Below are 24,882 nucleotides of genomic sequence, written 5' to 3' on the forward strand. Positions count from 1 at the left end.
TTCTTGAGCTATTTGATTTATACTTTTAGATTCGTCTAATTATGGAGAAGTGTTAAAGTTGTATGTCCAGCCTGAGTTCTGACATGGTACGCGTGTATTTGCAAGAAATTGGTCAGTTTCCATTATTAACATCAGACCAAGAAATAACTTATGGCAGGCAAGTACAACAAATGATTGCCATTGAGCAGCAAAAACAGCAGCTTAGTCAACAATTGCATCGGGAACCAAGCCTAGCAGAATTAGCTAATTTTGTAAACAAAAGCGAAACTGAAGTCACTCAAATACTAAAGCTTGGTCAAGGAGCCAAGCAAAAGATGGTAACGGCAAACCTGCGGCTAGTGGTTTCGATCGCTAAAAAATATCAGCGTCGCAATCTCGAGTTCTTGGATTTGGTTCAAGAAGGGGCAATAGGTTTACAAAGGGGTATAGAAAAGTTTGACCCCAACCGAGGTTATAAATTATCAACTTACGCATATTGGTGGATTAGTCAAGCAATTACAAGAGCGATCGCAGAAAAATCCCGCACGGTGAGGCTACCGATTCATATCAACGAAAAACTCAATCAAATTAAGAAGGTGCAGCGAGAATTGTTTCAAGCACTCGGTCGCCGTGCTACTGTCGCAGAAATTGCCCAAAAATTGGACTTAGAGCCAAGCCAAATTCGAGAATATCTGAGTGCTGCTAGTGGGACAGTTTCTTTAGATTTAAAAGTGGGGGATAACCAAGACACAGAACTCAGCGAACTCCTCAGCGATGAGGGCGTCTCACCAAATGAACATATCACCCAAGAACTGCTACGCCAAGACTTAAATAATTTATTAGCATCACTTAAACCCATGCAGCGTGAAGTATTAATTTTGCGCTTTGGACTCTTAGATAATCAAGAACGAAGTTTGGCTCAGATTGGGGAGAAACTAAATGTCAGTCGAGAACGAGTTCGCCAAATCCAGCAGCAAGCTATGAATATTCTGCGTCGTCAACAACCGGACATTGGACAGTATCTATCTTCTTGATCAAAACTAGGTAAGATTTACGCCCTTGTGATAAATAGAACCTAGTTTGGGCAGGGTGTAGGATGTGGAGGATCCAGCCGCGTGGTGAGGTAGCACGGCTGGCTCTTTAGCATTCAGCACTTTGCTATATGTGGTTAATTTGTATTAATTTTAAGCTGTACTTTTATTTTGATTATCTAATTTTAGATAAACTTAAAAGATAATATTTTTAATTACATATTAATAGATATTAATCTAATTATTAATAATAAATTTAGCTTTAATTTTTAATTTTTAAATATACTCTGTCCTATTTTCTGGATAACAAGAGTTACAAGTGTTATTTAAGACAATTGTCACTGTGCTATATAATTCAGTAACGTTAAAAAACTTCTTGCAAAATTAGTCATTTCGCTCTTTTCTCTACACGATGGACACTTTCCTCAAGCCAGGAAACCATGAGTGACTGCTTGATCATGGAAGTGCCCTTTTGTGCGTCTGAAGGGTGAGACAAAAAATATTTATGCAAGAGGTTAATGTATACAAATATTAAGTAGTACTCCTACGCAGCTTGCCGAAGCAAGAGTTATACTTTTAAAAAAAGAGCTTTTTTTAACCCCTATTTATAAAATTCTTGTGGAATCAATGTCTCTAAATTTTCGGTTTGCTGTAGTCAGTGACTTACACATCGCGCTTCCTCACACAATCTGGGATCATCCCAGTCGTTTTCATTTGGTGGAAGTTAGTATCCCAGCTTTTGAAAGTGTGATCGCGCATTTAGCACAACTAAATTTAGATTTTCTCTTACTTCCGGGAGATTTAACCCAGCATGGTGAACCAGAGAATCATATCTGGTTGCAAAAACGTTTAGCACAGCTACCTTTTCCAGTTTATGTTGTTCCTGGTAATCATGATGTTCCTGTACTGATGGCAGATAAACAATCCATTGCTTGTGCCGATTTTCCAAACTATTATCGCCAATTTGGCTATCACGATTCCAATGAACTTTACTATACTCAACAGTTGCTGCCTGGAGTCAGGCTGATAGGTTTGAATTCTAACTTTTTTAATGAAGAAGGTCAGCAAGTAGGGCGTTTAGATGTCAAACAGCTAAATTGGTTAGAAGAAGTTTTAGCAGCTGCATCTGATGAATTAGTACTGGTAATGGTGCATCACAATGTTGTTGAGCATATACCACAGCAATCGCGCCATCCGCTGGGAAATCGCTATATGTTGGAAAATGCGCCTCAACTTTTGCAGATATTACAACGCTACGGTGTGAGGTTAATTTTTACAGGGCATTTACACGTTCAAGATGTTGCTTATGCAGGTGGAGTATACGATATTACCACAGGTTCTCTAGTCAGTTATCCTCATGCTTATCGTGTTCTAGAGTTTCAACAGGATAATTACGGCAGAGAATGGTTGCAAATTTTATCTCATCGCGTGTCATCAGTACCAGATTTTCCTGACTTGCAACAATTGTCACGGCAATGGATGGGCGATCGCTCTTTCCCCTTTTTAGTCAAGCTATTAACTCAGCATCCTTTATACTTACCCTTAGCCCAGGCAGAAGAACTCGCTCCTAGTTTGCGTGATTTTTGGGCAACCATTGCCGATGGAGATGCGATGTTAGACTATCCCCACTTTCCCCAAAAAGTGCGCCGCTACTTTCAGACCTATGGTGCGATCGCCACTTGTGGAACGCCGACATTTATAGATAACAATAGCACCCTGTTACTAAAGAGTGAGGAGTTAAAAGTTAGGAGTGAGGAGTTAAAAGTTAGGAGTGAGGAGTTAAAAGTTAGGAGTGAGGAGTTAAAAGTTAGAAGATAATTATCAAAAGATAACTCCCAACTCATAACTCCCAACTCATAACTCCCAACTCAGCACTCAGCACTCAGCAACGCCAGATGCTTCAAGTCGGCGAAGCCGCCCAACGCACTGGCTCCTCAGCACTCAGCACTAATTTGTCGGCAAATGCCAAATACTGATGTGTAACCATGTATGAATGTACTACCGCCCACAGGGCCTATTTCTCCTCCACAGAAAAATCCACCTATGGGGATATCTTGGATGTAGCGCCTAAATAGTTCAGAATCAAAATTGGGTTTGCCGTAAAGTCCTTCGCCACGGCCCACACAGGAAAACATTAAGGCTGCAACGGCAGAGTGTGGGGATAGTTGTTGATTTTGATACTGTTCTAGGAGTAATTTAAGGTCTTCGGCAGATGCTTGGGCATCTCTGAGGTGGAATTGCAGGCGTTGACCAGGACGGACGAGATCGCCAATGGCGATCGCGCCTCCGGCTGGATCTACTCCCAGGATGCTACGAATTAAGAAGTCCCCCTGTTGTAAAGACAACTTAAATTCATCCATTGCCATACCGATAAACAGCGAATGTTGTGCCAACATCCGTTCTTTTTCACTGAGACTGGAAATCAAATCCCTTAATACCACCAGCGGTACTTTTTCATCGAGTTCTAAGATGATATTGCGTTCAGCTTTTGTAACTTGCATTGGTTCGCCAATTGGTCGGCAACCTTGTGCCACAATTGTTTCTAGCACAATATTGCCACTCAAAGCCAAGCCTACCGTTCCTTCACGATAGAGGCGATCGTTACAAAATAAAGCGACACGACCACCAAAACCCCCAGCGCTGGCTTGTCCTCCCACGATCACCGAGCCAGGATAGGCAAAATCTAGCCCCTGCAATAGATCGTTGATTCCCGAAGCAAAGGCACTAGACAGTAAAATGAACTGGGGTGTGGGTGACGATGGCACACCAGTCAGATTAATCCAAGCATCTGGCGAACTATCCAAGTCAGGTAATTGTTCAGCAACAACATGAAAAGTTTGTAAATTCACACCTGGTAAATGCGCCAAAGTAAGACTGAGGGCTGCTTCTGCTTCCAGTTCTTGGGTTTGTCCTATAGCTGTGGTACCAATCACGCCACCACCACTACACCCAATCATGACTGGCACAGAAAGCTTTTGGGCCAACAAGGGTAAAAGCCTAGAATACTCACTCGCAAAAGCAGATGAAATAAATACCAGCCCTAGATCCGCAGGTGCTGTTAATGACGAGACAGCTCTTTCTACCACATCTGCTATGGCTGCTTCTAGAGAAGGACGGGTTGACAGGGCATTTGCCCACTGCATTTGGTCTGCCATGAGTTTTGGGCTTCTTTGTTTTTGGGCTAGTAGTTGTTGATTTTTTTATTCTCTTAAGAATCGCATCCTCACAATCAATTGACGCCAGCTTTTTCTATTTTCCCTTAGTGACTTGCTTTATGCTAAGCAGCTAGGGTTGTGATTTGTGACTACATGCACTAAATATAGTGTATTGTTACGCTTTCGCAGTACTGACTCTATCAAATCTTAAAAGATCAACAGCAATACACTATAGACGCAGCTAATAGCTGTAATCGTGATCGATCATCAGGCTACAACAGCAAGTAAATCCGCTGATTAGGTAGAATGGTGATTGATAGAACAAAAAATAGCCATTTTTGCACCTTTTCTATACTGGTATTAACACCACACAAAGAGACTAAAGGTATGAGCGACATCCAAGAACAAATTCAAGCAGAAGTTGAACAAGCTCGCGCTGTCTGCGATATTTCTGGTAGCAATTCCGCTGAGTGTGCCGCGGCTTGGGATGCAGTTGAAGAACTGCAAGCTGAAGCCTCCCACCAGCGCCAACAAAAGCCCAAAACTTCCTTAGAAAAGTACTGTGATGACAACCCAGAAGCAGTTGAGTGCCGAGTTTATGATGAGTAGAAATTGAGTTGATCAATATTTCTTGTAATCTGATAAGCAAGCAACCAGAATCTGACTACTGATATCTTGTACCTTTACGCAACTCCTGTATCAAACCTCAATCCACACCCTTTTGATCATCTTTTTCCCTACTGACGGGAGTTAGGTGACAAAGTTATGCTTGGTAAGTTTAGGTTTTATCCTCTGAGGCTGGTTTGCCTTAAAAGGAACTCCTAGCTTTGAAAAATTTGAGGTTTGTTCAAGTGTACTAGCAGATAGCTTCGGAAGAGTTCCGCAACTCTCCCGGACGCTGTTAGAAATTTGTACAAGATATTTCAGTGTAAGTTCTGTAAGTTGCTTGTTTTTTTAATTGGGGGCTGGGTACTGGGTACTGGGTACTGGGTACTGGTGACTGGGTACTGGTGACTAGGGACTGGGTACTGGGTACTGGGGACTCAAAAAGAGATATATTTATAGATTCTTTCAATTCCCAATTCCCAATTCCCAATCCCCAATCCCCGATCCCTGATCCCTGATCCCTTTACATTTGAAAAACACTATGGAAGTTTGGTTTCGCCCTTACGTCTGGACTGATTACTGGCTGGCAGTATTATTCACAGTGGTAATTCCCTTGATTTTGCTAATTTGGGCCTTTGTGCAGAAAGCAGAAGCAATACAACGACTGTTAATGATTTACTGGCGAGTAGCTAGTCTACTACTGATCACAATTTACTTAATGATTGCTAAGTATCCAATTAGCTTTATCACCGGGTTAATGGCGCTTGTCTTGATTCCCATTTCATTATGGTTTTGGGTCGATCTCAACGATGAAATCGAGTATCAGCCAAGTGGGTCTTTGAAATTGATTTTTAATTCTTGGCGCTGGGCAGCAACAGTTTACTGTATTTTGAGTGCGATCGCTTTTGCACCTTTTATAGGTTGTGCTTTGTCACAAACAGCGATCGCCACTCCTTATTGTCGCGTCTGGTTTGAAACCCCCTTGCTGTTTAAAGAAATTTTCCATCTCAAGGACTTAGGTTTTATTGCCATACTCGCTTTAGTAATTTATGTGGCTTACTTAAGTTACTTTGTTTTGATTAGGCTGGGCAAGCAAGGACGCTCAGCTACCCAACGATAACCAACTAAATGGTAAAGTTCCCATAAATGAACAATTCCATTGGCAAGCGCCTAGAACAATACACTAGCAAACGTCCGCAAGAAGTATTATTAGTGACAGTGACAATAGGCGATGAGCAAGATAAAGTTGCTATTTTCAAAGGTTTTTCCAGTTCTTTAATGCGTCCAACTGCATTTGATCCCGAAGAACCAGTAATACCAGATGGAGCCACAATTGTCAGTATTGACCGCATCAAAAGTCCGTATAATCCTGAAGCACCTCGTTATATTGAAAGAGGAATTTCTTGGGAAGCTATGGAAGCTTTATTGTTAGAAGTGGGCGTATAAAGTGAGGAGTTAGGAGTTGGAAGTTAGGAATTAATACCAATTTTGTGTGACGTTGCGCTTTCTCCACGTAGGGGCAATTCATGTTACCCAAAGAAAGTAGCGTGTAGTTTTGTGGAATTCCTATGAGCGTATCTTGAAAAAGCAATGGTTAAAACTTAAAAATATAGACTGAACAATGTAAAAATGCTGACATTCGTATTGTTTTAAACTCTTGTAACAGCCTTTTGGTAAAGCCTTTTCATCCCAAAATTCAGTATTACTTCCAACTCCTAACTCCTAACTAACCCTAACTCCTAACTCCTAACTCCTAACTCCTAACTCCTAACTCCTAACTCCTAACTCCTAACTAACCCTAACTCTTTCCCCAATGTCCCATTCTGGATATACACTCCCGGTATTTGCCTGTGCTTCTGCTGTTGCAGCTTTACACTGGTTGCACCATCGTCAACCACTGAAAGCTGTGTCAGTGGATTTAATTGAACCAGCACAAATAGCAGAAATCCCAATTGAACAGGTAGCGGGACTATCTGAAAATATGGCTTTGGCAATTACCCGCAGTGACCCTGGTGATAATCTTGACCTGACTAGAAATACACCGATTTGGGCGTTAGTGGAATTGAAAAGGGGAGATGGGGGGGATGAGGAAGCAGTGATTATTAAAGGGGGGGAAGGAATTGGCAAGCAGCTGAATGCTGATGATCAGCCTGCTATTTATGCTTATGCTCAAAAGCTGTTAAAAGAAAATTTGTCCCGAATGCTAGTAGGGACAGAAAAAATCACTGTGACAATTATTCTACCTTCAGGGCGATCACTTGCTGTTCGCACTTCTAATGCTGCTTTTGGCGTTGTTGAAGGACTTTCTCTGTTGGGGACAACAGGAATTTCTCAACCTTTGAGTACACCAGATCAGTTAAACGTATTTCGCAGCGAATTACAACAGAAAGCTGAGCGTTTTGAAAGCTTAGTATTCTGTATTGGCGAGAATGGCTTAGATTTAGCCAGAAAAATCGGTATTAATCCCGACAAACTGGTAAAAACTGCTAATTGGCTAGGGCCAATGTTAGTAGAAGCTGATGTCTTAGGTGTTAAAGAAATCTTATTGTTTGGCTATCATGGCAAGTTGTTGAAACTGGCTGGAGGAATTTTTCACACTCATCACCACTTGGCTGATGGACGGCGAGAAATTCTGGCAGCGCACTGTGCCTTAGTTAATTTAAAGTCAACAGATATACAAGTAGTGTTTCATAGTCCTACCGCTGAAGCGGCATTAAAATACCTGCGATCGCTAGATGAATCCACTGGTAGTACTTGGGTTGAGCAAGTTTATGGCGCGATCGCTGAAGCTATTGATACTCGTTCTCAAGAATACATCCAAAGCCATAGCAGCCGCGACCTGGCAGCAACAACAGTTTGTGGCTCAATTCTCTTTGACCGCGATCGTAAAATTATCGTTAAGAGCAAAACTGCGTGCATCTTAATGGAAAAATTATGTTAATTTATTATGAATAATCATAAATAATCCAAATAATTAGCTTTTCAGTAGCCACTGAAAGATAAGTTATTCTTTCTGATACCATGTCATAACCATCGTCAAAGCTAACGCTTTCAATCCGGCGTTTGTGGAGGATTAACTTACCATTTACTAGCCTGACTCCGCAGATAAGTGGTATTTAGTTAAGCCACACAGCGACTATCTACCTTACATTTACACCCCCCATCATGAATACAGCGGTGACTCTACTAACCGACCAAGCACCCCAAACACTAGAACCTTTGGGGCGACTGGATCGTCAAATGATTGTAATTCTCGACTTTGGTTCTCAGTATTCCGAACTCATAGCCCGTCGCATCCGCGAGACTCAAGTATACTCGGAAGTTTTGTCTTATCGCACTACAGCCGAACATTTACGCCAGCTAAATCCCAAGGGGATCATCCTCTCTGGTGGCCCAAGTTCAGTTTATGGTGATAGCGCTCCCCATTGTGACCCAGAAATCTGGAAATTAGGAATTCCCATTTTGGGTGTTTGCTACGGAATGCAACTGATGGTCAGCCAACTCGGTGGGGAAGTGGCAAGGGCAGATCGCGGTGAATATGGCAAGGCATCACTATATATAGATGATCCCACAGATTTACTCACTAACGTCGAAGATGGCACTACCATGTGGATGAGTCATGGTGACTCAGTAACTCAAATGCCACCAGGCTTTGAATTACTAGCCCATACAGAAAATACTCCTTGCGCTGCCATTGCTGACCATGAAAGAAAACTTTACGGCGTGCAGTTCCATCCCGAAGTGGTGCATTCTGTTGGTGGTTTGGCATTAATCCGCAACTTTGTTTACCACATCTGTGACTGCGAACCCACCTGGACAACAGCGGCTTTTGTGGAAGAATCGATTCGGGAAATTCGCGCGAGAGTCGGTGATAAGCGAGTACTGTTAGCGTTGTCTGGGGGAGTAGATTCTTCTACTTTAGCCTTCTTGTTGCATAAAGCTATCGGGGATCAGCTAACTTGCGTGTTCATTGACCAAGGCTTTATGCGGAAGTATGAACCAGAACGGTTAGTAAAGCTGTTTCAAGAGCAGTTTCACATTCCCGTAGAGTATGTTAACGCCCGCGATCGCTTTTTGGCTGCAATTGCTGGTGTCACAGATCCCGAAGAAAAACGCCGTCGCATCGGTCACGAATTCATTAAAGTATTTGAAGAAACATCTAAACGCCTCGGTCACTTTGATTATCTCGCTCAAGGAACTTTGTATCCAGATGTGATCGAATCCGCAGACACCAATGTTGATCCCCAAACTGGTGAACGGGTAGCGGTGAAAATTAAGAGTCATCACAACGTTGGCGGTTTACCCAAAGACTTGCGGTTTAAATTGGTGGAACCTTTACGGAAACTATTTAAAGATGAAGTCCGTAGAGTTGGGCGTTCCATTGGTTTGCCAGAAGAAATTGTCCAACGTCAACCTTTCCCCGGCCCTGGTTTGGCAATTCGCATTTTAGGCGAAGTCACTGCTGAGAAGTTAAACATCTTGCGTGATGCAGATTTGATTGTGCGGCAAGAAATTAACCAACGCGGTTTATATCATGAGTACTGGCAAGCATTTGCTGTATTGCTACCAGTTCGTAGCGTTGGCGTTATGGGTGACCAACGTACCTACGCTTTTCCCATTGTTTTGCGGATTGTCAAGAGTGAAGATGGCATGACCGCTGATTGGGCGCGAGTACCTTACGACGTATTGGAAGTAATTTCTAACCGCATTGTGAATGAAGTCAAAGGCGTTAACCGCGTGGTTTATGACATTACCTCCAAGCCGCCTGGAACCATCGAGTGGGAATAATTGAGTTAGGACTTACGCAACTGGCACACTCAATAAAAGATTTGAGTTTGGTAGGGTGCGTTATGGACTCTTGTCCTAACGCACCACAAATCTCTGGCGGTGCGCGATTCCTGCGGCGTAACACACCCTACAAAACAAGATAATGGGTGATTTAATCACTTGTGTGTACACCGTAGCTCCTACAAGGAGAGGGACGTTGGGAGGATGAGGTAGTAGCGAACTCACGTTGATTTAAATTCACATATTTAAAAAATGACAATGCCGATTTGACTCGTTTTCAGCCTCGGTATTGTCTATTTTTTTACAATAAATTAACCAAGAATAAATAATATTAAATAATTCTCAATTTTGCCAGAAAAATACAAATAATTATGATGCTTGTATGAATTTTATCTAACTTAAGCATTATAAAAATTAAAGGCTTTAAATTTAATCGATTAGATAGATAGGTGTAGTATGGCTAACTCCAGAAGTTTTTTTACAGCACTTTTCGACTTCTCGTTTTCGGAATTTATAACCCCCAGAGTCGTGGGTGTTCTTTACGGAATTGCGATATTTTTTGTTGGCTTGGGAGCGCTAAGTTTTATTGCAGCTAGTTTTCGTGGCGGATTTTTACCTGGGATTTTTACCTTATTGGTTGCACCGCTGGCTTCCTTGTTGTACATAATATTGATTAGAGTTGGCTTAGAAGGTTTGATGGTGGCATTTCGCACAGCAGCTAATACAGGTCGTACTGCCGATAATACAGAAAGTTTGAGAAATCCATAAAATTAAGCGATCGCTTCTATGCACTTTGCTATATCTACCGCAGTGATTGATATTGCACACTATATTTGTAAAATATAGGCGTTGGTGTTTTGCTGCGACAGCGCCGTGGTAAAAGTAAAGCGATCGCCCCAATTTTTGTAGGAAAATAAAGCAGCGATCGCATATTACAGACAATTGCAAAAAAAGAGCTTGGTCGTAACCAAGCTCTTAGCTATCTCAATAAATCATTGGAGGTAAAGTAGTTTCACATTAGGCAGCGGGTTGTTCCAAATTTACCTTGACAACTTTGTTCTTTTCTTGCTCAGTTTTAGGCAGTGTCAAATTCAAAATACCATCTTTGTATTCTGCGGTGACATTGGTATTTTGAACTCGTGCAGATAGAGGAATGACACGTTGGAATTTACCGTAGTAAAATTCGCTCTTGGTAATACCTTTTTCCTCAGTTTTAGTTTCAGACTTCCGTTCACCGCTAACGTAAACGGCATTTTCTGTCACTTGTACATCCAGGTCTTTAGCTTCTAGTCCTGGCAGTTCTAGCTTCAGATGAATAGCATCTTCAGTTTCTTGGAGTTCAGCAGCTGGAACTTTAATCATGCCTCTTTCAAACAATGTAGATGGTACTCTTGTATCTTCAAATAAACTATTGATTTGACGTTGTAGAGTGTCGATTTCTCTCCAGGGGTTCCAACGAACAATTGCCATAACTCTTCCTCGCTTTAGTTAGCTTTTATTTAATCGTTTTTGCACTTCGTTTTGTGCTTACATATTCATATTATTAAGATTTAAATTCATGTAAATTCGGTTGTTATCACCTCAAAAATAATGATTACCGCACCAATTAAAGAATGAAAAAAGATTACGGTTAACTCGAATGTTTTTGGTTCGGTAAACCAGAATAAAAACTATGAATATCAATTATTAACTAATAAATCTGCTGTGAAAGGAGATAGTGCAGTCAGGCGATCGCATCTCCATCAAGTCCTTAAATAAAGGTGATTCTAATACCAAGTTGTATTCAAAGATAGCAACTTCAGGGGCAGCAATATAAGTAATAAAACATACTAAAATGTACTTAAATAAGCATAAATAGTTAAATATTATTTTTATACAAAAAATATTTATTTTTTCAAAGTATTAACATTTGCATCTATCTAGAGTAGTATTCTCAGGATACCCAAAAGCCAATAAGCTGACACTAGCAATTTATTTGCTTGCCCAAATACAGTTTAACAGTGAGCTTCATCAACAATAGTCTTGATGACCTAGATCATTTGATGCTTGCTTGCTGAGCGTTGAAATTTGCTTTCAGATGTGGAAATTACTGAAGATGAACTCCAAAGGAAAAATATATGGCTATTAAAGGTACAGCTGAAAACGACTTCCTCTCTGGCACAACTGGGAGCGATCAAATTTTTGCAAAAGAAGGTGATGATACAATCATCTCCCTAGCGGGCGACGATCAAATCTTTGGCGGTGATGGGGCCGACTTGATCATTGCTGGAGATGGAATCGACATCATTGAGGCCGGAAGTGGTGACGACCAAGTTTATGGTGATGCGGGGAATGACTTTATTGATGGTGGTAGTGGGGTTGACGTAATCAATGGCGGCGATGGCAATGACCGCATCATTGCTGGTAGTGGAGGAGACCGCATCTTTGGTGATGATGGAGATGATGTCATTAATGGTAATGCTGGAAATGACAACCTCAATGGCGGCGACGGTGAAGACGTAATTGCTGGCGACGATGGCAACGATCGCATTTTTGGGGGTGCCGGAAATGACGATATATCAGGTGATAAAGGTAACGACCAAATCAATGGTGATGCTGGGGATGATACCATCAGTGGTGGAGTCGGCAATGATTTATTGTTTGGTGGCACTGGTTTTGGCAATGATACCCTCTGTGGTGGAGATGGCGCAGACACATTGATTGGTGGAGCTGGGAACGATTCCCTATCGGGTGGAAAGGGTAGCGATCGCTTGATAGGGGTTGAACCTTTTGTCGGAGAATTTGGATTCGGAAGGGGCGAACTTGATACTTTGACTGGTTCTTCAGGAAGTGATACTTTTGTCTTGGGAGCAGGAACTGAGGTTTTCTATAATGATTTTAGAGATAGTGATTTTGCTCTGATTACTGATTTTAATATCAACGAAGATTTAATTGAACTGCCATCATCTCCTAAAGAGAAGACTTTAACTGCGGCTGAAATCGGTGATGCAGGGCAGTCGATTTCTGATTCTCAGGTCATTCCTGGCGGACTTGGGAAACTCAGCTCCATAACTGGGACAATCTCTGATGTCAACGACGTTGATGTGTTCCAAATTTCTGTAACTGACGATGAAATTTTTTCTGCTTCAACAGTCAATGGGGCAGACTTTGATACTGAGTTGTTCTTGTTTGACTCTAATGGCTCGTTCATTAGTGCCAGCGACGACGCTGATAGCACGTTTCAATCTACACTGGATTTGTTCTTACCCACAGGTACTTACTTTTTAGCGATCGCCAGCTTTTCTAATAGTCCTGTTGGGTCACTACAAGATGGTTTCACAAATACTGGAGAATCATTTGGAGACTATAAAATATCCCTAACTGGGGTTCAGGCTCCTTCCTTTACCTTAAGTAACACGACTATTAATAATGTGACAGGGACAGGGATATCTTTTAACAACGACTTAATTGCTCTTGTTCAAGGAGTTTCGATTGCAGATTTTAGTAGTGGCTTTAGTTTTGTGTAAAATATCATAATTACGGGATCATTCGGAACGCGATCGCGCTTTAACATCAGCGCGATCGCAGGTAGTTTTAAAATTACGACAAAGGCAACTTAATAGTGAAGGTAGATCCTTGTCCTTCGCCGGGGCTAGTAGCATAAATAGTACCGCCGTGTAATTCTATTAAATGACGCGCGATCGCTAAACCCAATCCTAAACCACTTTGTTTGTGAATACTGCCTGCTTGACGATAGCGTTCAAAAACGTAGGGCAGAAAGTCAGGGCTGATACCGATACCTGTGTCACTGACTTGTATTAGTGCTGAGTTCTGAGTTCTGAGTTCTGAGTCAGAAAAGTTGGGATTGGGACACAAACTAAGTCGCACTTCTACTCGTCCCTGTGATGGAGTGAACTTAATAGCGTTCGAGAGTAAATTACCCAGAACTTGTAGCAAACGGTTGGTATCACCAAGAATGGGTGGAATTGACTCATCAATAAAAGATTCTAAATGAATACCCTTGTCATTTGCGGATGGATAGGCAGTTTTAATCGCCATGGCAACAATATGAGCTAAATTGACTCGGCTGATTTCAAGGTGTAATTTGCCTCGGAGAATGCGGGAGATATTCAGCAAGTCTTCTAGGAGGGTTGCTTGAGATTTAGCATTGCGTTCTATGGTTTCTAAAGCAGTGGCGAAGGTGTTTGCATCGAGTTTTCGAGTCCGCAACAGTCCTGTCCAACCGATAATTGCATTGAGTGGCGATCGCAAATCATGAGATACTATAGCCACAAACTCATCTTTAGCTTGGTTAGCTGCCTCAGCTTCGGCACGGGCAGCTTGTTCGAGTTGCAACAGGTGATCGCGTTCAGCTTCTAACTGCTTGCGATCGTTTATATCTGTACTTGTGCCAAACCACCTGATAACACGTCCTTGCTCATCCTTCATGGGTAAAGCTCGTGCTAAATGCCAGCGATAAGTGCCGTCACGACTTTGATAGCGGATTTCCTGTTCGTAAGGTTCCCCTGTCTGCAAGGCTTCTGTCCATGCTTTGATAACTAGTTGGAACTCGTCTGGATGTATAACTGGCTCTATAACTTTTGTCCAGTGAAATTTCATCGCCTGCTCAAGGGTTTGCCCAGTGTATTCACACCAGCGCTGATTGACATGCTCGAAGTTGCCGTTAGTATCACAAATCCAGACGAGTTGTGGTATGGCATTTGATAAGTAGCGGTAGCGTTCCTCACTTTCGCGTAAAGCTGCTTCAGCACGTTTGCGTTGGGTGAGGTCGAGGACGAAACAAGCGCTATAACCATTTTCCTGTGTACCATCAATGCGAGCAATGCCCAAGAGAATCGGTACACGCGTGCCATCTTTACGATAATATTCTTTTTCAAAGGGGGTGCAAACTCCAGATATTTGCAGTTCTCGGATTTTTTGCTGGTCGAAGTCTTGGTATCCTGGAGGTGTCATCCAGTCCCAGCGCATACTTCCGGTTTCCAGTTCTTCACGGGTGTAGCCAAACAAGGAAAGAAAAGCATCGTTCGCTTCATAGATGCGACCACTGAAGTCACCGAAATAGATGCCAACTACATTGGATTCCACAAGGCGTCTGAACTTGGCTTCGCTTTGGCGTAGTGCGGCTTCAGCATATTTGCGATCGCTAATATCAGTTGTACTGCCTACTGCTCGTACTATCTGCCCAAAAATATTTCGCGTAATCACTCCTTGATCTAATATATGCAGATAGTGGTTATCTTTGTGACGCACTCTATACTCAGCTGCATAGCGATTTTGATCAACAGGTATACTCCCAAAGTAGTTACCTAAGCGGTCTCTATCTTCAACATGGATCTGCTCTTTCCACCATTCATGGGTTGGTTTGGCCTCTTGGGGAGAATAGCCCAAAATTCTTGTTAATCCCTCTGTTCTGTCAACCGTATTTTTTCCCAGATTCCAGTCATATATTAGACAATTAACTGCTGCTGCTGCTAGTTGGAAACGCTCATTGCTTAAGCGTAGCTGTTCTTCTGTCTGCTTGCGTTCTGTAATATCAAAGGTTGTACCAATTATCTGACGCGGCGAACCGTCACTATTTCTAGTGAATACAGTATCTCGACTGAAAAACCAGCGCCATTCACTATTAGCATGTCGCATTCGATACTCATTTTCTGTAATCTCGCCATCCTCAACTGTGAAAACTAGTTGCACATGCATAGGGAATAGAGCTAAATCATCAGGATGCATTAACTGTGGTATTATTTCATTACCCATATCCTGAATTTGTTCAGGGGTATAACCAAGTAGGTTATTAACCTGATGATTGATATAAACAGTCCGCTGTTCAGCTATGTCGTAAACGTATAAAATACCTGGTGTAGTTTCGGCAATACGTTCAATAAATTGCTGGCTCTCCCTTAATCGTTCTTCCGCTTGCTTTTTTTCAGTCACATCCCGCCAAGAAGCAACAAAGCCATCTCCCATTTTGCTGATCCGAATATCAATGGCTTTGCTGAACTGATGGTTGCTATCAAAGGAAGTACACACCTGTGATTCTTGCACTGATGGCTGACCGGTTTCCACAACTAGGCAAAACTCATCAAACAACTTATTTTTTCGCAGATTGGGGAAAATTTCGCACAATCCCTTGCTTTGCTGTTCCTCCTGGCTCATCTTGCAAAATTCACAAGTAGCAGCATTCACATAATCTACATGAAAGTCTACGATTTCACCCAAGTGATTGCGACTAGCTGAATAAATACCGAAGCAGTCCAGCATATTCTCAACTGAGGTGCGGAAACGTTCCTCACTGGCGTGCAGTTTTTGGCGTAGGCGAGCATTTTTGATTGCTGAGTGGATAGTGGAACGCAAACGCTCACCTGTTGTTTGTCCTTTGACTAAATAGTCTTGGACACCACTTTTCATTGCCTGCACAGCTAAGGCTTCGTTGCCATATCCTGTTAACATGATGGTGGCAGGCATAGCTTCTTTTGCCAAAAGTCGTAATTCTGCCAGAAATTCCAATCCATCGAGATCTGGAAGTAGAAAGTCTAATAAAATGGCATCAGGCTGAACCTGCTGACATAAAGCTAACGCTCCTTCTCCTGATTCTTCTTCGAGAATTGTGTAGTTGTGTTCAGTGTCTTGCAGCAGATAACGGCGGTAAACCTCACGGTCTTCCGGACAATCGTCAATAATTAAAACAGTTAGCGGTTGTGCCATGACTACTTGCTAACAGCATCAGGGAGAATTACAATATCTAACCAATAGGTGATGAAGCCGTGAATAGTCTGTACCAATCTATTGATGTCGATTGGTTTCAAAATATAACTAGCTACACAATATCGGTAACATATTTCTACATCTTTTGGGTTAGAAGAGGTGGTAAATACTACCACAGGAATGTGTTTGAAGTCTTCATCCTGCTTGATTTGCTCTAAAATTTCTCGGCCATCGGTTCCTGGTAAATTTAGATCGAGTAAAATAACTGAGGGGCGGGGGGCGTTTCGCTCATTATAGTAGGGGCCTTTTTGGTAGAGGAAGTCTAGCGCCTCATCGCCATCGGTACAGCGAAAGACTGGATTGACAACACCTTGCTTATACATGACTCGACACAAGGCTTCAAAGTCTTCGTCGCTGTCTTCTATTACTAGCAAAGGTTGGTCGGCGTTGCCAATCATGAATTTAGTCTACTCCCTGCAATGTGAAATAGAAAGTACTACCTTGACCTTGGATTGATTCCACCCAAATTTTACCTCTATGTCGTTCCACAATTTTTTTAGCGATAGTTAATCCTGCTCCGGTACCACCGCCATATTTGTTCGGCCCGTGCAGTCGTTTAAAAATCCGGAAAATCACCTCCAAGTGTTTTTCTCGAATGCCAATGCCGTTGTCTCGCACGTAGAATGTTATGGGTGCAGGTGGATGATCAATATAGCCAATTTCAATCCATTTTTCGGCTTTGTCATTGTATTTAATAGCATTGGCAATCAAATTGTTAAAGACTTCGCTGATTTGGACGCGATCGCAATACACTGTTGGTAGCGGTCTTGGAATGCGAATCTCTACTTTCATCTCTTCAATTCGCGGACTTAATAAATCTAAACTTCGTTCTACCACAATATTCAAATCAGTGTGCTGCATGGAAAGATCCACCCTCCCCAAGCGGGAAAAGTGCAGCAGCGAATCGATTAAATCCTCCATCCGCTGGGTAAGACGAATCAAGGTGAGTAATTTGGCTTTACCTTCTTCGTTGAGAGTTTCGCCATAGTCTTCAATCAGAAAATTCGAGTAATTGTGAATCCCACGCAGTGGTTCTTTCAAATCATGGGAAGCAATGTAAGCAAAGGCATCTAATTCATTGTTGCTACGTTCTAATTCGATATTAAGCTGTGCTAATTCATCAGCTTTCTTCAGCACCACGCCAATAATTGCACTTCTCAACTCCAGCGCTGCATTCACTTCACAATTTTTCCAAGGAAGCGATTTTAACAATACTGTTTCTTTCCATAACTCAAACGATTTGCGAGGTGATAAACGTATACTACCGTTTGCAGTCACCTCTACAGGTTTATTCGGGTTTCCTCCCCAATTCACCGTTTGTACCACCTCTGGGCGAAACCACAAAACATAATTTTTTTGACTTTTAGAAATGGAAAGTGCCATCAACCCACTGGCAACATGCCGCAATTTTTCTGCTTCTGGGTAAACTTGTGCTAATGCATCAGTATAGAAAATATCTTCATGCAGGTTTTGATAAATCCATTCCACTAAATTGTGAATATCTTGTTGTTCTGGAGTGTTACCAACATGAAAATACTTACCATTAAAACAAACGGTAGCTCCTTGAGCATTTACAAGATTTAGCAGATTTGGTTCATGGTTAATTAACCCATCAATAAAGTTATTTTCTAATGACATATACTCTATTAATTTGGCATTAAAAGATTTCAATTTGATTCTATATTCAGCATCTTCACTATCTTCTTTTACACTCATTTCTAATGATGCCATTCGCGCCAAAAAATCACAAGTATTACGAACTTCATAGGGAATATATTTAGGAGTTTGGTGATGGCAGGCAATTAGTCCCCACAGCTTTTGGTTTTTCATAATGGAGATTGACATTGATGCTGCTACCCCCATATTATGCATATACTCAATGTGTAAAGGTGAAACACTCCGCAGTACGGATTTACTTAAATCTAAAGGCTGATCAGTTAAAGGGTTATGCATTGGAACAATTGCTGCTGGTTGATATTTCGCATCCGGTATTAGTCTCAGCCAATTTTCGCTGTAGAGTTTTCTTGCTTGTTGGGGAATATCGGAGGCAGGGTAGTGTAAACCTAAATAGGAAGTGAGATATTCCGGCTTCTCTTCAGCAATAACTACGCCATTCCAACTTTCATCAAATCGATAAACCATTACTCGGTCAAAGCCAGTAATCTTTTTCACTTCTTTGGCAAGTATCTGACTCACTTCTCTGACATTTGATACTGTCTGCAACCTTGACATTGCCAGTTTTACTAAGTGATAAAATTTAAAGAAGGCATTATTTTTTTCAGATCCTAAAGGTTCTAATTCTAAAATTAGAATTCCATTAAGGCGATGGATAATCCCATCAAAATTAACTATTCTATCATTAATTATTATATTAAAATCAATGGGATTAACTATGGGAAAGTTTTCTGGGGATAAACAATCTTTTAATAAATTTATTTGGTCTGATTCGAGTAAAATACTCAAATTTTGATTAAGTAATTGTTCTGGATATAACCCAAATAAATTGAACGTGTTATTGCTGATTTGTAGGATAGTTAAATCTGCTTCTTCTAACGCTAAAAGGACTCCATGTGGCTGAATGAAGCCAGGAATGTGAATTGGCTCTCTGTTGCAGTTGCTCAGGTCAACGCTTAAGGGTACAGTAATATCGTTGGTATTCACGTTCGAGTTCCCATTTAACAATTTGAAGTGGAGTAGAGGTTAGGAGGAGATGAAAAGATGAGGAGATGGGGAGATGGGGGAAGAATAACTAATGACTAATGACAAATGACTAATGATAAATGACTAGTGACTAACGTTCTATATCGAATGTTAGGATTTTAAACCTTTGTTTTAACAGGGGAGTTTGCTATCTTTCTCCTTGTTTGGTATTCACAGTTAGCTGCTGTTTTGACCAATAGTTTTCTACAGTCCAAGCATAACTATAGTACAGATGTAGTCAATCCGATTTATAATAATGTTTCTTGACTGGTTGAACGAGTAGTCCATTATTCCTTTAAAATTGCTGCTTTTTTGCGTAAATCTCTGTTTACAGCAGTGTGAAAAAAAGTTTAAATTTATTAACTTAAATTACACTTTTGTGTAAAATACTAAATTGCAAAATTTTCTGTATCAGTAGTTACAAAAATCAGTATTTTGGGAAGTTCCTAGGGCAAGAATAACAAACACCAGCTATTCCTCTTGAATGAAAGGAATTGTTGAGCAATAACAATAGGCGCGATCGCAGTAAAATTGCCATTGAGATGCTAACTGAGGAAAGACTGAATAGTTCATTAGTTGTAATTATCTGTTTTCCAACACAATGGAGATTTTATGCAACCTCCTCTACCTCTTGCTGGCTTAAAAATCCTCGTAGTTGATGATGACGATGATAGCCGCTTTTACATCACTACCGTATTGGAAGCAGATGGCGCCACCGTCCTTGCAGTTGCATCGGCAGTGGCTGCTCTAGAAGCGCTAAATCACTGGCAACCTGATGTCTTTATCTTTGATATTGCCATGCCTGGTGAAGATGGCTACACCCTGATTCGCAAAATCCGTGCAATGACAGCATATAGAGGGGGAAAAGTCCCCGCAGTTGCTTTAACTGCCTATGCTGATAGTGAGGATCGTATCCGTGCCTTAGAAGCTGGTTTTCAGACTCATGTGCCTAAACCAGTAGATCCAAGTGAATTGGTGGAGATTGTAGCAGATGTAGTTGCTTCTTGTAGAAATTAGTTCGTTGTCAGTTGTCAGTTGTCAGTTGTCAGTTGTCATTAGTTATTCTCTCCCTCATCTCCCCCATCTCCCCCATCCCCCATCCTCTCATTTCCTCCAAGAACCGCTTTCACATTTCACCAAACGCTCAAGTATGCCAATATCTTTTTTATTGCCTGAGTTACGGATTTGCTTTTCTCCAGCAATGTTAATCAATTCCATCTCTAAGCGGTTGATATAAGCTTGCTGTTCGTCGGTTTGAGTTTTGGCGCTATTCAAATTCTGCAAATTTTGCTTAAAAGGCTTTTGCTTGTCTAATTCAAACTTCTTGACTAAAGAATCGACTACATAGCGCTGTTCTGGACGCGCTGTCTGTAAAATTTTGCTAATCGGTTGACTCAGAATTGCCAATTGCTGCTGTTGAGAAAATTTGCGCTGCAACCAAGCCTCTGAGGTGGATATGGGCAAATCTATAGATTCTTCATCTACTTTGGCGAAAGCATGGGCTTCAGCATAGGCTACCCGTCCATCTTTGTTGTAGTCGGCGGAACTCACAGCTTTACCCGTGCGATCGCGTCCACTTAAACCAGCAAAAAAGCTAGAACTATAATCTCGATAGTCCGCTTCGTTTACCTCTGCTGTACAGCCTACAGAAGGTAGAGTTTTAATGGTGGCAAAGAAACCACAACGAGTCTGAAGCGCTACAGGACGTTTAGTATCGCCGCCTTCATAGATAAAATTAGCAAATGAGCCAGAAAAACACTGAGCCATCATGGTGACAACAGATGTCCGTGTCGGCATTTTGTCTAGCATTTGAGAAAACTGCTTCACACTCAGTTGTGCTTCATTCCACAAATAGAAGGAATTGTTATCTAAGTCTTGTTTGTTTTTTCCTCCATGTCCTGTGAAGTATAAAAATGAGAGTTGAGAATTTTGCTGTCGTGCTAACTGTTGGAAATAACGTTGTAAATTACTGAAAGTAGTAGCACCTTTAAGATTAGGAATTTCTGGTTGTTTAAATTGTTCTTCTCCTTGGGGATTGATATAGCGAACAGAAGCTTGTCCATCGTTACCATTGGCAAAGAAAATCGAGCTTACTTGCTGTGGGTTGTACCCCATAAATTGCAGAGTGCGCTGAAAGTAAAGTACATTTTTCTCTAAAGCGATTTCATTAAAATAAGGCGCACCACCACCACCCACAACCAGAAAATTCGGTGAAGACTGATTATGTTGACAATTATCAGATTTTGGTGGACTGATTTCATCTTCGGCAAGAGTGCCAGAGCTAGGGAGTAAAATTAGTAAGCCACAGGTAAAACTGGCAAATAAGCGGCGCATTTGGATATTATGCTGCATTTTTTAATTCATCACAGCACCTCTAATATTAAGTTAAAGCACATATTCATCGCATAATTACTTGTAAAAGTCGTTGATCTATGACATTCACCAGTCATCAGTCATCACTCATCAGTCATCACAATAAAATAGATTATTCTGCCCTAGATTCAAAGCTAATTTGCTCAGACTGATATGTTGGTGGTTCAACGTGAATTAAAATCCTGACTGGATTGAACCGTTCTTCAAGCCGTCTTTCCACTTCTTCAGTGATGCGGTGGGCTGTTTCTACATCTGGTGCATCTACTATTAAATGCATTTCGATGAACACTTGGCGACCAAGAACACCACGAGAAGCGATATCATGACAGTTAATTACCCCAGGTATAGAAGTTGCGATCGCGTGTATTGCTTCTGGTGCGATCGCCATTTGGTCTACAAGCCAAGGTAAATTTTCTTTTAAAACTGACCAACCACTCCAAAATACCAATAAAGCCACAGGAAAAGCTAAGACTATATCCAGCCATTGATAACCTAGCCAAACTCCTATCAAGCCAGCGATGACGGTAATTGTCACCCAAACATCGCTCATGGTATGTTTCGCATCGGCTATCAAAATGGGACTACCTACCCGCCTACCTACACTGCGTTCGTAATAGGCGACAAAAATATTTACACCCAAGACAACTAGTAATAACCATAACTCCGGTGGTGATATTTTCACAGGGGCACCACCTTTAAGAATTCGCTCAATTGCACCTTGGAGGATTTCAAAGCAGGCGATTCCTAAAAAAGCAGCAATTCCTAAAGCGCCTACAGCTTCAAACTTCTGGTGTCCGTAAGGATGCTCGCGATCGGGGTATGGTGAAGAAAACTTACTCGCAAATAAGCCTAAAACGTTGTTAGCACTATCTGTCACACTATGCAAAGCATCAGCAAGTAAGCTTAAAGAACCTGTCCAATATCCCACTACTGCTTTCAATCCCATCACGAACAGGTTGAGGAATAAGGTGATAATTAAAACCTTTCGCACTGTGGCGCGGTTATCGTATGTCATAGATAATTTGTCACTCAAGTTCTATGACTTCTACTGTAAAACTTAAAACAAAATTAAAATGTATCAAAATCTTACACAGTAAGAATTAATTATCTCTATAGTCTTTAAAATATATAGGATTTTATTGAGATTAATTTTGACTAACATTAGCTACAAGCTTGATGATTCATAGTAATGGCTTAGTAGATAAGAGCATATTTTTGGCATTAATAGCAGAGAAATTTTAATTAATTAGCTTTGTTTGCAAATCCTTGAGTTAAGTTCACAGTCTTGCTGAATTTTACATATTACACTAGTACCTCTACGCGTGATTCCTGTTGATATTAGTTCTCTCTACCCAGATCAACTATTCCAGTAAGATAGGTAATTATCAAGAAGTTTTAATCAATAGCTCATGTCTTCGACTCCTCTCACACTTAACTTAGTTGAAGGTTCTGTTTCCTTCAGTTTTTCACCCCAAGCAGCGCGGGAATTAAAAGCAGCGATAGATGAATTGATGCAACGGCTGAAAGCTGTCGCTGCTAAAGCCACTCCAGGCAGCACTAAAGCCACTCCCCAGCCTCCCTTAGAATATCGTTACACTGGGGAAATATTTTTAGAAATTTTCTGTAATCCTAATATCTGGCCTACCCCCTTTGCTGCCAAAGTCCTGCTTACCGTCCGCGATATCAACATTCGCCTCACTACAGAAGCTGAACTTACCAGGGTTATTGAAGATGTTAACCAGTATTTAGAGCAAGTGGGGTAATTTGCTCACTGTTGACTAGACTTCTTGCAAAAGTCATTTTTTTCGCGTTCTTCTTAGCGCCTTAGCGTCTTTGCGTGAGACAAAAAAATATTTATGCAAGAGGTCTACTGTTGACTGATGACTGTTGACTGTTGACTGCCGTCGCCTCAAGTCGGCAGAGCCTTTCGGCAGTCGCTCATGGGGGAGACCCCCAAGACCGCGCTGCCGACGCTCGTTCGCGCAGCGTCTCCCCTTGGGAGAAGACTCGCTACCGCTGACGCTCGAAGACTCGCTAACGCTGCGCTAACGCTAACACCACGGCGCTGGCTCCTGTTGGGTGTCAACACTGAACAGTCAGCAACGCACTTGTAACAATACTTATAAAAAATTACCGGAGTAGTTAATTACGCAAAACTACCCCGGACAGTAAAACTACATAGAATACTCAAGTAATAACACTGAATTTTCACACAACTTTTTTTCAATGCGATCGCGCGCGCTTGGTGAAAAGTTGTATAAATTAGACTCTAATGCTTTTGGGTTAATGGAAAATTAGAGATTTTGGATCGGGAAATATTGCACAAAACCAGAGATTATCCCTCAATTCGGGCGGTTAATCGTTATATTGTCAAATCTAGTCATTCAAAATCAAGTCCCAATCCAAAATCTGAAATTACACAATAAATTAGTCGTTGTCCCATTCTTCACGACCAATCAGATCGCCGATGCGATCGCGTAATAGAAAGTCACATTTTTCCAACTCACATTCGACGCAAACCCACTCTCTTGCTGGGATGTATTGGCAGAGTGTATATATTGGCTGTTGTCGGCTGATCATCCCCTTTTGCACTAGTCGGCGAGCTTCGTCTTGAATTACATCCAGAGAGTAGTAATTGATAGAGGGCACCGTATTCACACTCATTGTTTTTACTCACAAATTTACACGTAGATAGTGTTCCCATTAATTATTGGGAACAAACATGGCAGGGATTAGACTTGTGGCTAGGGTTTTGTAGTTTGCTATACGGAACTTATTTCATTTTGACGCTACATATCCTCAAATTATCTAAAGAAATGTTAAGTTTGTCAACAATTGCTGACAATAGTCGTAAATATGCTTCATTTTGTCATATTTGGGTTATTAACTTAACCTGTTAAAAACATTGTCTGGCAGGCATTTCACAGGTTTGAAAGTTTTTCTATGACTACTTTTAGGCATAATTGTGTGGCTTTTGAAGAGTTCCTATGGTCGATTACTGATGTGTTTAAAAATCAGTATGAAGCTATGTCCAAAGATATTAGTGTTTGTCCATAGCTCAATAATCCAAGGATTTATGTTACGAGCAACGGTATAAACTGTTGCAAAATCTAACGGCTACCGTACACCACGAAAACTTGTAAACCGCCATCTATTAATAATTTTTTAAAAAACGGTCATAGTTTTTGAGGCCATTGTAAGACAGCAAATAGACAGACTGCCCTAGTGGTCTAGCAACCCAAAATTGACGGGTGAAGGTGGAAAGTAGGGAGTGGGGAACTCGGGGCCCCTGGAGGGGATAAGGGGCGATGGGGAAAGAGTTTTTTGTGTTTGTCACATTTACCTATCACCAATAAAGTTGACTTACCAGACCTAGCTCAACACTTGTTCTACGGTCGGATGATGTGCCTCTAAGTTAGCAGTAACTTGTATGAATTACTCGCCAAATCGCCTATTTCAGCCGTAGCGAACGCATGATGATTTCAAGG

The 24,882-nt window shown here is 41.4% G+C and carries 20 protein-coding genes; 11 read left to right on the forward strand and 9 right to left on the reverse strand.

Translation table 11 applies throughout. The annotated features are described in order from the left end of the window. Positions 1 to 62: 62 nt before the first annotated feature. Together I8748_RS10300 and I8748_RS10305 are read left to right on the forward strand one after the other, a co-directional pair. Positions 63 to 1,013, forward strand: coding sequence for an RpoD/SigA family RNA polymerase sigma factor (locus I8748_RS10300; protein WP_198124490.1), 951 nt, complete (start codon positions 63 to 65; stop codon positions 1,011 to 1,013). Between the two features lie 624 nt (positions 1,014 to 1,637). Next, the gene (locus I8748_RS10305; protein WP_198124491.1) at positions 1,638 to 2,828 is read left to right on the forward strand and encodes a metallophosphoesterase family protein; all 1,191 of its coding nucleotides are present in this window, start codon (positions 1,638 to 1,640) and stop codon (positions 2,826 to 2,828) included. Between the two features lie 116 nt (positions 2,829 to 2,944). Here I8748_RS10305 and I8748_RS10310 read toward each other — a convergent pair whose 3' ends face one another. Further along, a complete protein-coding gene (locus I8748_RS10310; protein WP_198124492.1) occupies positions 2,945 to 4,165 on the reverse strand; it encodes an FIST signal transduction protein in 1,221 nt (406 codons plus the stop codon). Positions 4,166 to 4,552: 387 nt separating this feature from the next. Here I8748_RS10310 and I8748_RS10315 point away from each other — a divergent pair, with 387 nt between their 5' ends. From I8748_RS10315 to I8748_RS10340, 6 genes are all read left to right on the forward strand, one after another. Then, on the forward strand, positions 4,553 to 4,774 hold the full coding sequence (locus I8748_RS10315) for a Calvin cycle protein CP12 (RefSeq protein WP_198124493.1): 222 nt from the start codon (positions 4,553 to 4,555) through the stop codon (positions 4,772 to 4,774). Positions 4,775 to 5,312: 538 nt separating this feature from the next. Next, positions 5,313 to 5,891: a DUF3177 family protein gene (locus I8748_RS10320; protein WP_198124494.1), complete on the forward strand. Its 579-nt coding sequence runs from the start codon at positions 5,313 to 5,315 to the stop codon at positions 5,889 to 5,891. Positions 5,892 to 5,917: 26 nt separating this feature from the next. Then, positions 5,918 to 6,217 (forward strand): DUF7734 family protein, encoded by a 300-nt coding sequence (locus I8748_RS10325; protein WP_198124495.1) that lies wholly within the window; start codon positions 5,918 to 5,920, stop codon positions 6,215 to 6,217. 367 nt (positions 6,218 to 6,584) lie between these two features. Next, on the forward strand, positions 6,585 to 7,712 hold the full coding sequence (gene cbiD / locus I8748_RS10330) for a cobalt-precorrin-5B (C(1))-methyltransferase CbiD (protein ID WP_198124496.1): 1,128 nt from the start codon (positions 6,585 to 6,587) through the stop codon (positions 7,710 to 7,712). 224 nt (positions 7,713 to 7,936) lie between these two features. After that, positions 7,937 to 9,559, forward strand: coding sequence for a glutamine-hydrolyzing GMP synthase (gene guaA / locus I8748_RS10335; protein ID WP_214662498.1), 1,623 nt, complete (start codon positions 7,937 to 7,939; stop codon positions 9,557 to 9,559). 456 nt (positions 9,560 to 10,015) lie between these two features. Next, the gene (locus tag I8748_RS10340) at positions 10,016 to 10,327 is read left to right on the forward strand and encodes a DUF4282 domain-containing protein (protein WP_096552798.1); all 312 of its coding nucleotides are present in this window, start codon (positions 10,016 to 10,018) and stop codon (positions 10,325 to 10,327) included. 34 nt (positions 10,328 to 10,361) lie between these two features. Here the strand turns inward: I8748_RS10340 and I8748_RS35655 are convergent, their stop codons facing one another. Next, positions 10,362 to 10,490 carry a hypothetical protein gene (locus tag I8748_RS35655; RefSeq protein WP_263975729.1) on the reverse strand — a complete coding sequence of 43 codons (129 nt, stop codon included), beginning with the start codon at positions 10,488 to 10,490 and terminating at the stop codon, positions 10,362 to 10,364. Between the two features lie 86 nt (positions 10,491 to 10,576). After that, on the reverse strand, positions 10,577 to 11,029 hold the full coding sequence (locus tag I8748_RS10345) for an Hsp20/alpha crystallin family protein (protein ID WP_198124497.1): 453 nt from the start codon (positions 11,027 to 11,029) through the stop codon (positions 10,577 to 10,579). A gap of 647 nt (positions 11,030 to 11,676) precedes the next feature. Here I8748_RS10345 and I8748_RS10350 point away from each other — a divergent pair. Then, positions 11,677 to 13,065 carry a DVUA0089 family protein gene (locus I8748_RS10350; protein WP_198124498.1) on the forward strand — a complete coding sequence of 463 codons (1,389 nt, stop codon included), beginning with the start codon at positions 11,677 to 11,679 and terminating at the stop codon, positions 13,063 to 13,065. 73 nt (positions 13,066 to 13,138) lie between these two features. Here the strand turns inward: I8748_RS10350 and I8748_RS10355 are convergent, their stop codons facing one another. From I8748_RS10355 to I8748_RS10365, 3 genes are read right to left on the reverse strand one after another with little or no spacing between them, the layout of a single operon-like run. Next, positions 13,139 to 16,261, reverse strand: a complete 3,123-nt coding sequence (locus I8748_RS10355) for a PAS domain S-box protein (RefSeq protein WP_198124499.1) — start codon at positions 16,259 to 16,261, stop codon at positions 13,139 to 13,141. A 2-nt stretch (positions 16,262 to 16,263) separates the two neighbouring features. After that, entirely contained in the window at positions 16,264 to 16,719 is a 456-nt protein-coding gene (locus tag I8748_RS10360) for a response regulator (protein WP_198124500.1), read from the reverse strand. A gap of 4 nt (positions 16,720 to 16,723) precedes the next feature. Next, positions 16,724 to 18,982, reverse strand: a complete 2,259-nt coding sequence (locus I8748_RS10365) for an ATP-binding protein (protein ID WP_198124501.1) — start codon at positions 18,980 to 18,982, stop codon at positions 16,724 to 16,726. Between the two features lie 651 nt (positions 18,983 to 19,633). Here I8748_RS10365 and I8748_RS10370 point away from each other — a divergent pair. After that, positions 19,634 to 20,038: a response regulator gene (locus tag I8748_RS10370; RefSeq protein WP_198124502.1), complete on the forward strand. Its 405-nt coding sequence runs from the start codon at positions 19,634 to 19,636 to the stop codon at positions 20,036 to 20,038. Between the two features lie 87 nt (positions 20,039 to 20,125). Here I8748_RS10370 and I8748_RS10375 read toward each other — a convergent pair whose 3' ends face one another. After that, on the reverse strand, positions 20,126 to 21,373 hold the full coding sequence (locus I8748_RS10375) for a C13 family peptidase (protein WP_198124503.1): 1,248 nt from the start codon (positions 21,371 to 21,373) through the stop codon (positions 20,126 to 20,128). A gap of 133 nt (positions 21,374 to 21,506) precedes the next feature. After that, positions 21,507 to 22,409 carry a cation diffusion facilitator family transporter gene (locus I8748_RS10380; protein ID WP_198124504.1) on the reverse strand — a complete coding sequence of 301 codons (903 nt, stop codon included), beginning with the start codon at positions 22,407 to 22,409 and terminating at the stop codon, positions 21,507 to 21,509. Between the two features lie 394 nt (positions 22,410 to 22,803). Between I8748_RS10380 and I8748_RS10385 the strand changes: the two genes are divergently transcribed. After that, complete coding sequence (locus tag I8748_RS10385) at positions 22,804 to 23,157, forward strand: hypothetical protein (protein ID WP_198124505.1); 354 nt, start codon at positions 22,804 to 22,806, stop codon at positions 23,155 to 23,157. A gap of 664 nt (positions 23,158 to 23,821) precedes the next feature. Here I8748_RS10385 and I8748_RS10390 read toward each other — a convergent pair. Next, positions 23,822 to 24,058, reverse strand: a complete 237-nt coding sequence (locus I8748_RS10390) for a DUF4327 family protein (RefSeq protein WP_015127802.1) — start codon at positions 24,056 to 24,058, stop codon at positions 23,822 to 23,824. Between the last annotated feature and the right edge of the window lie 824 nt (positions 24,059 to 24,882).

The organism is Amazonocrinis nigriterrae CENA67, from assembly GCF_016056305.1.
Lineage (GTDB): Bacteria > Cyanobacteriota > Cyanobacteriia > Cyanobacteriales > Nostocaceae > Amazonocrinis > Amazonocrinis nigriterrae.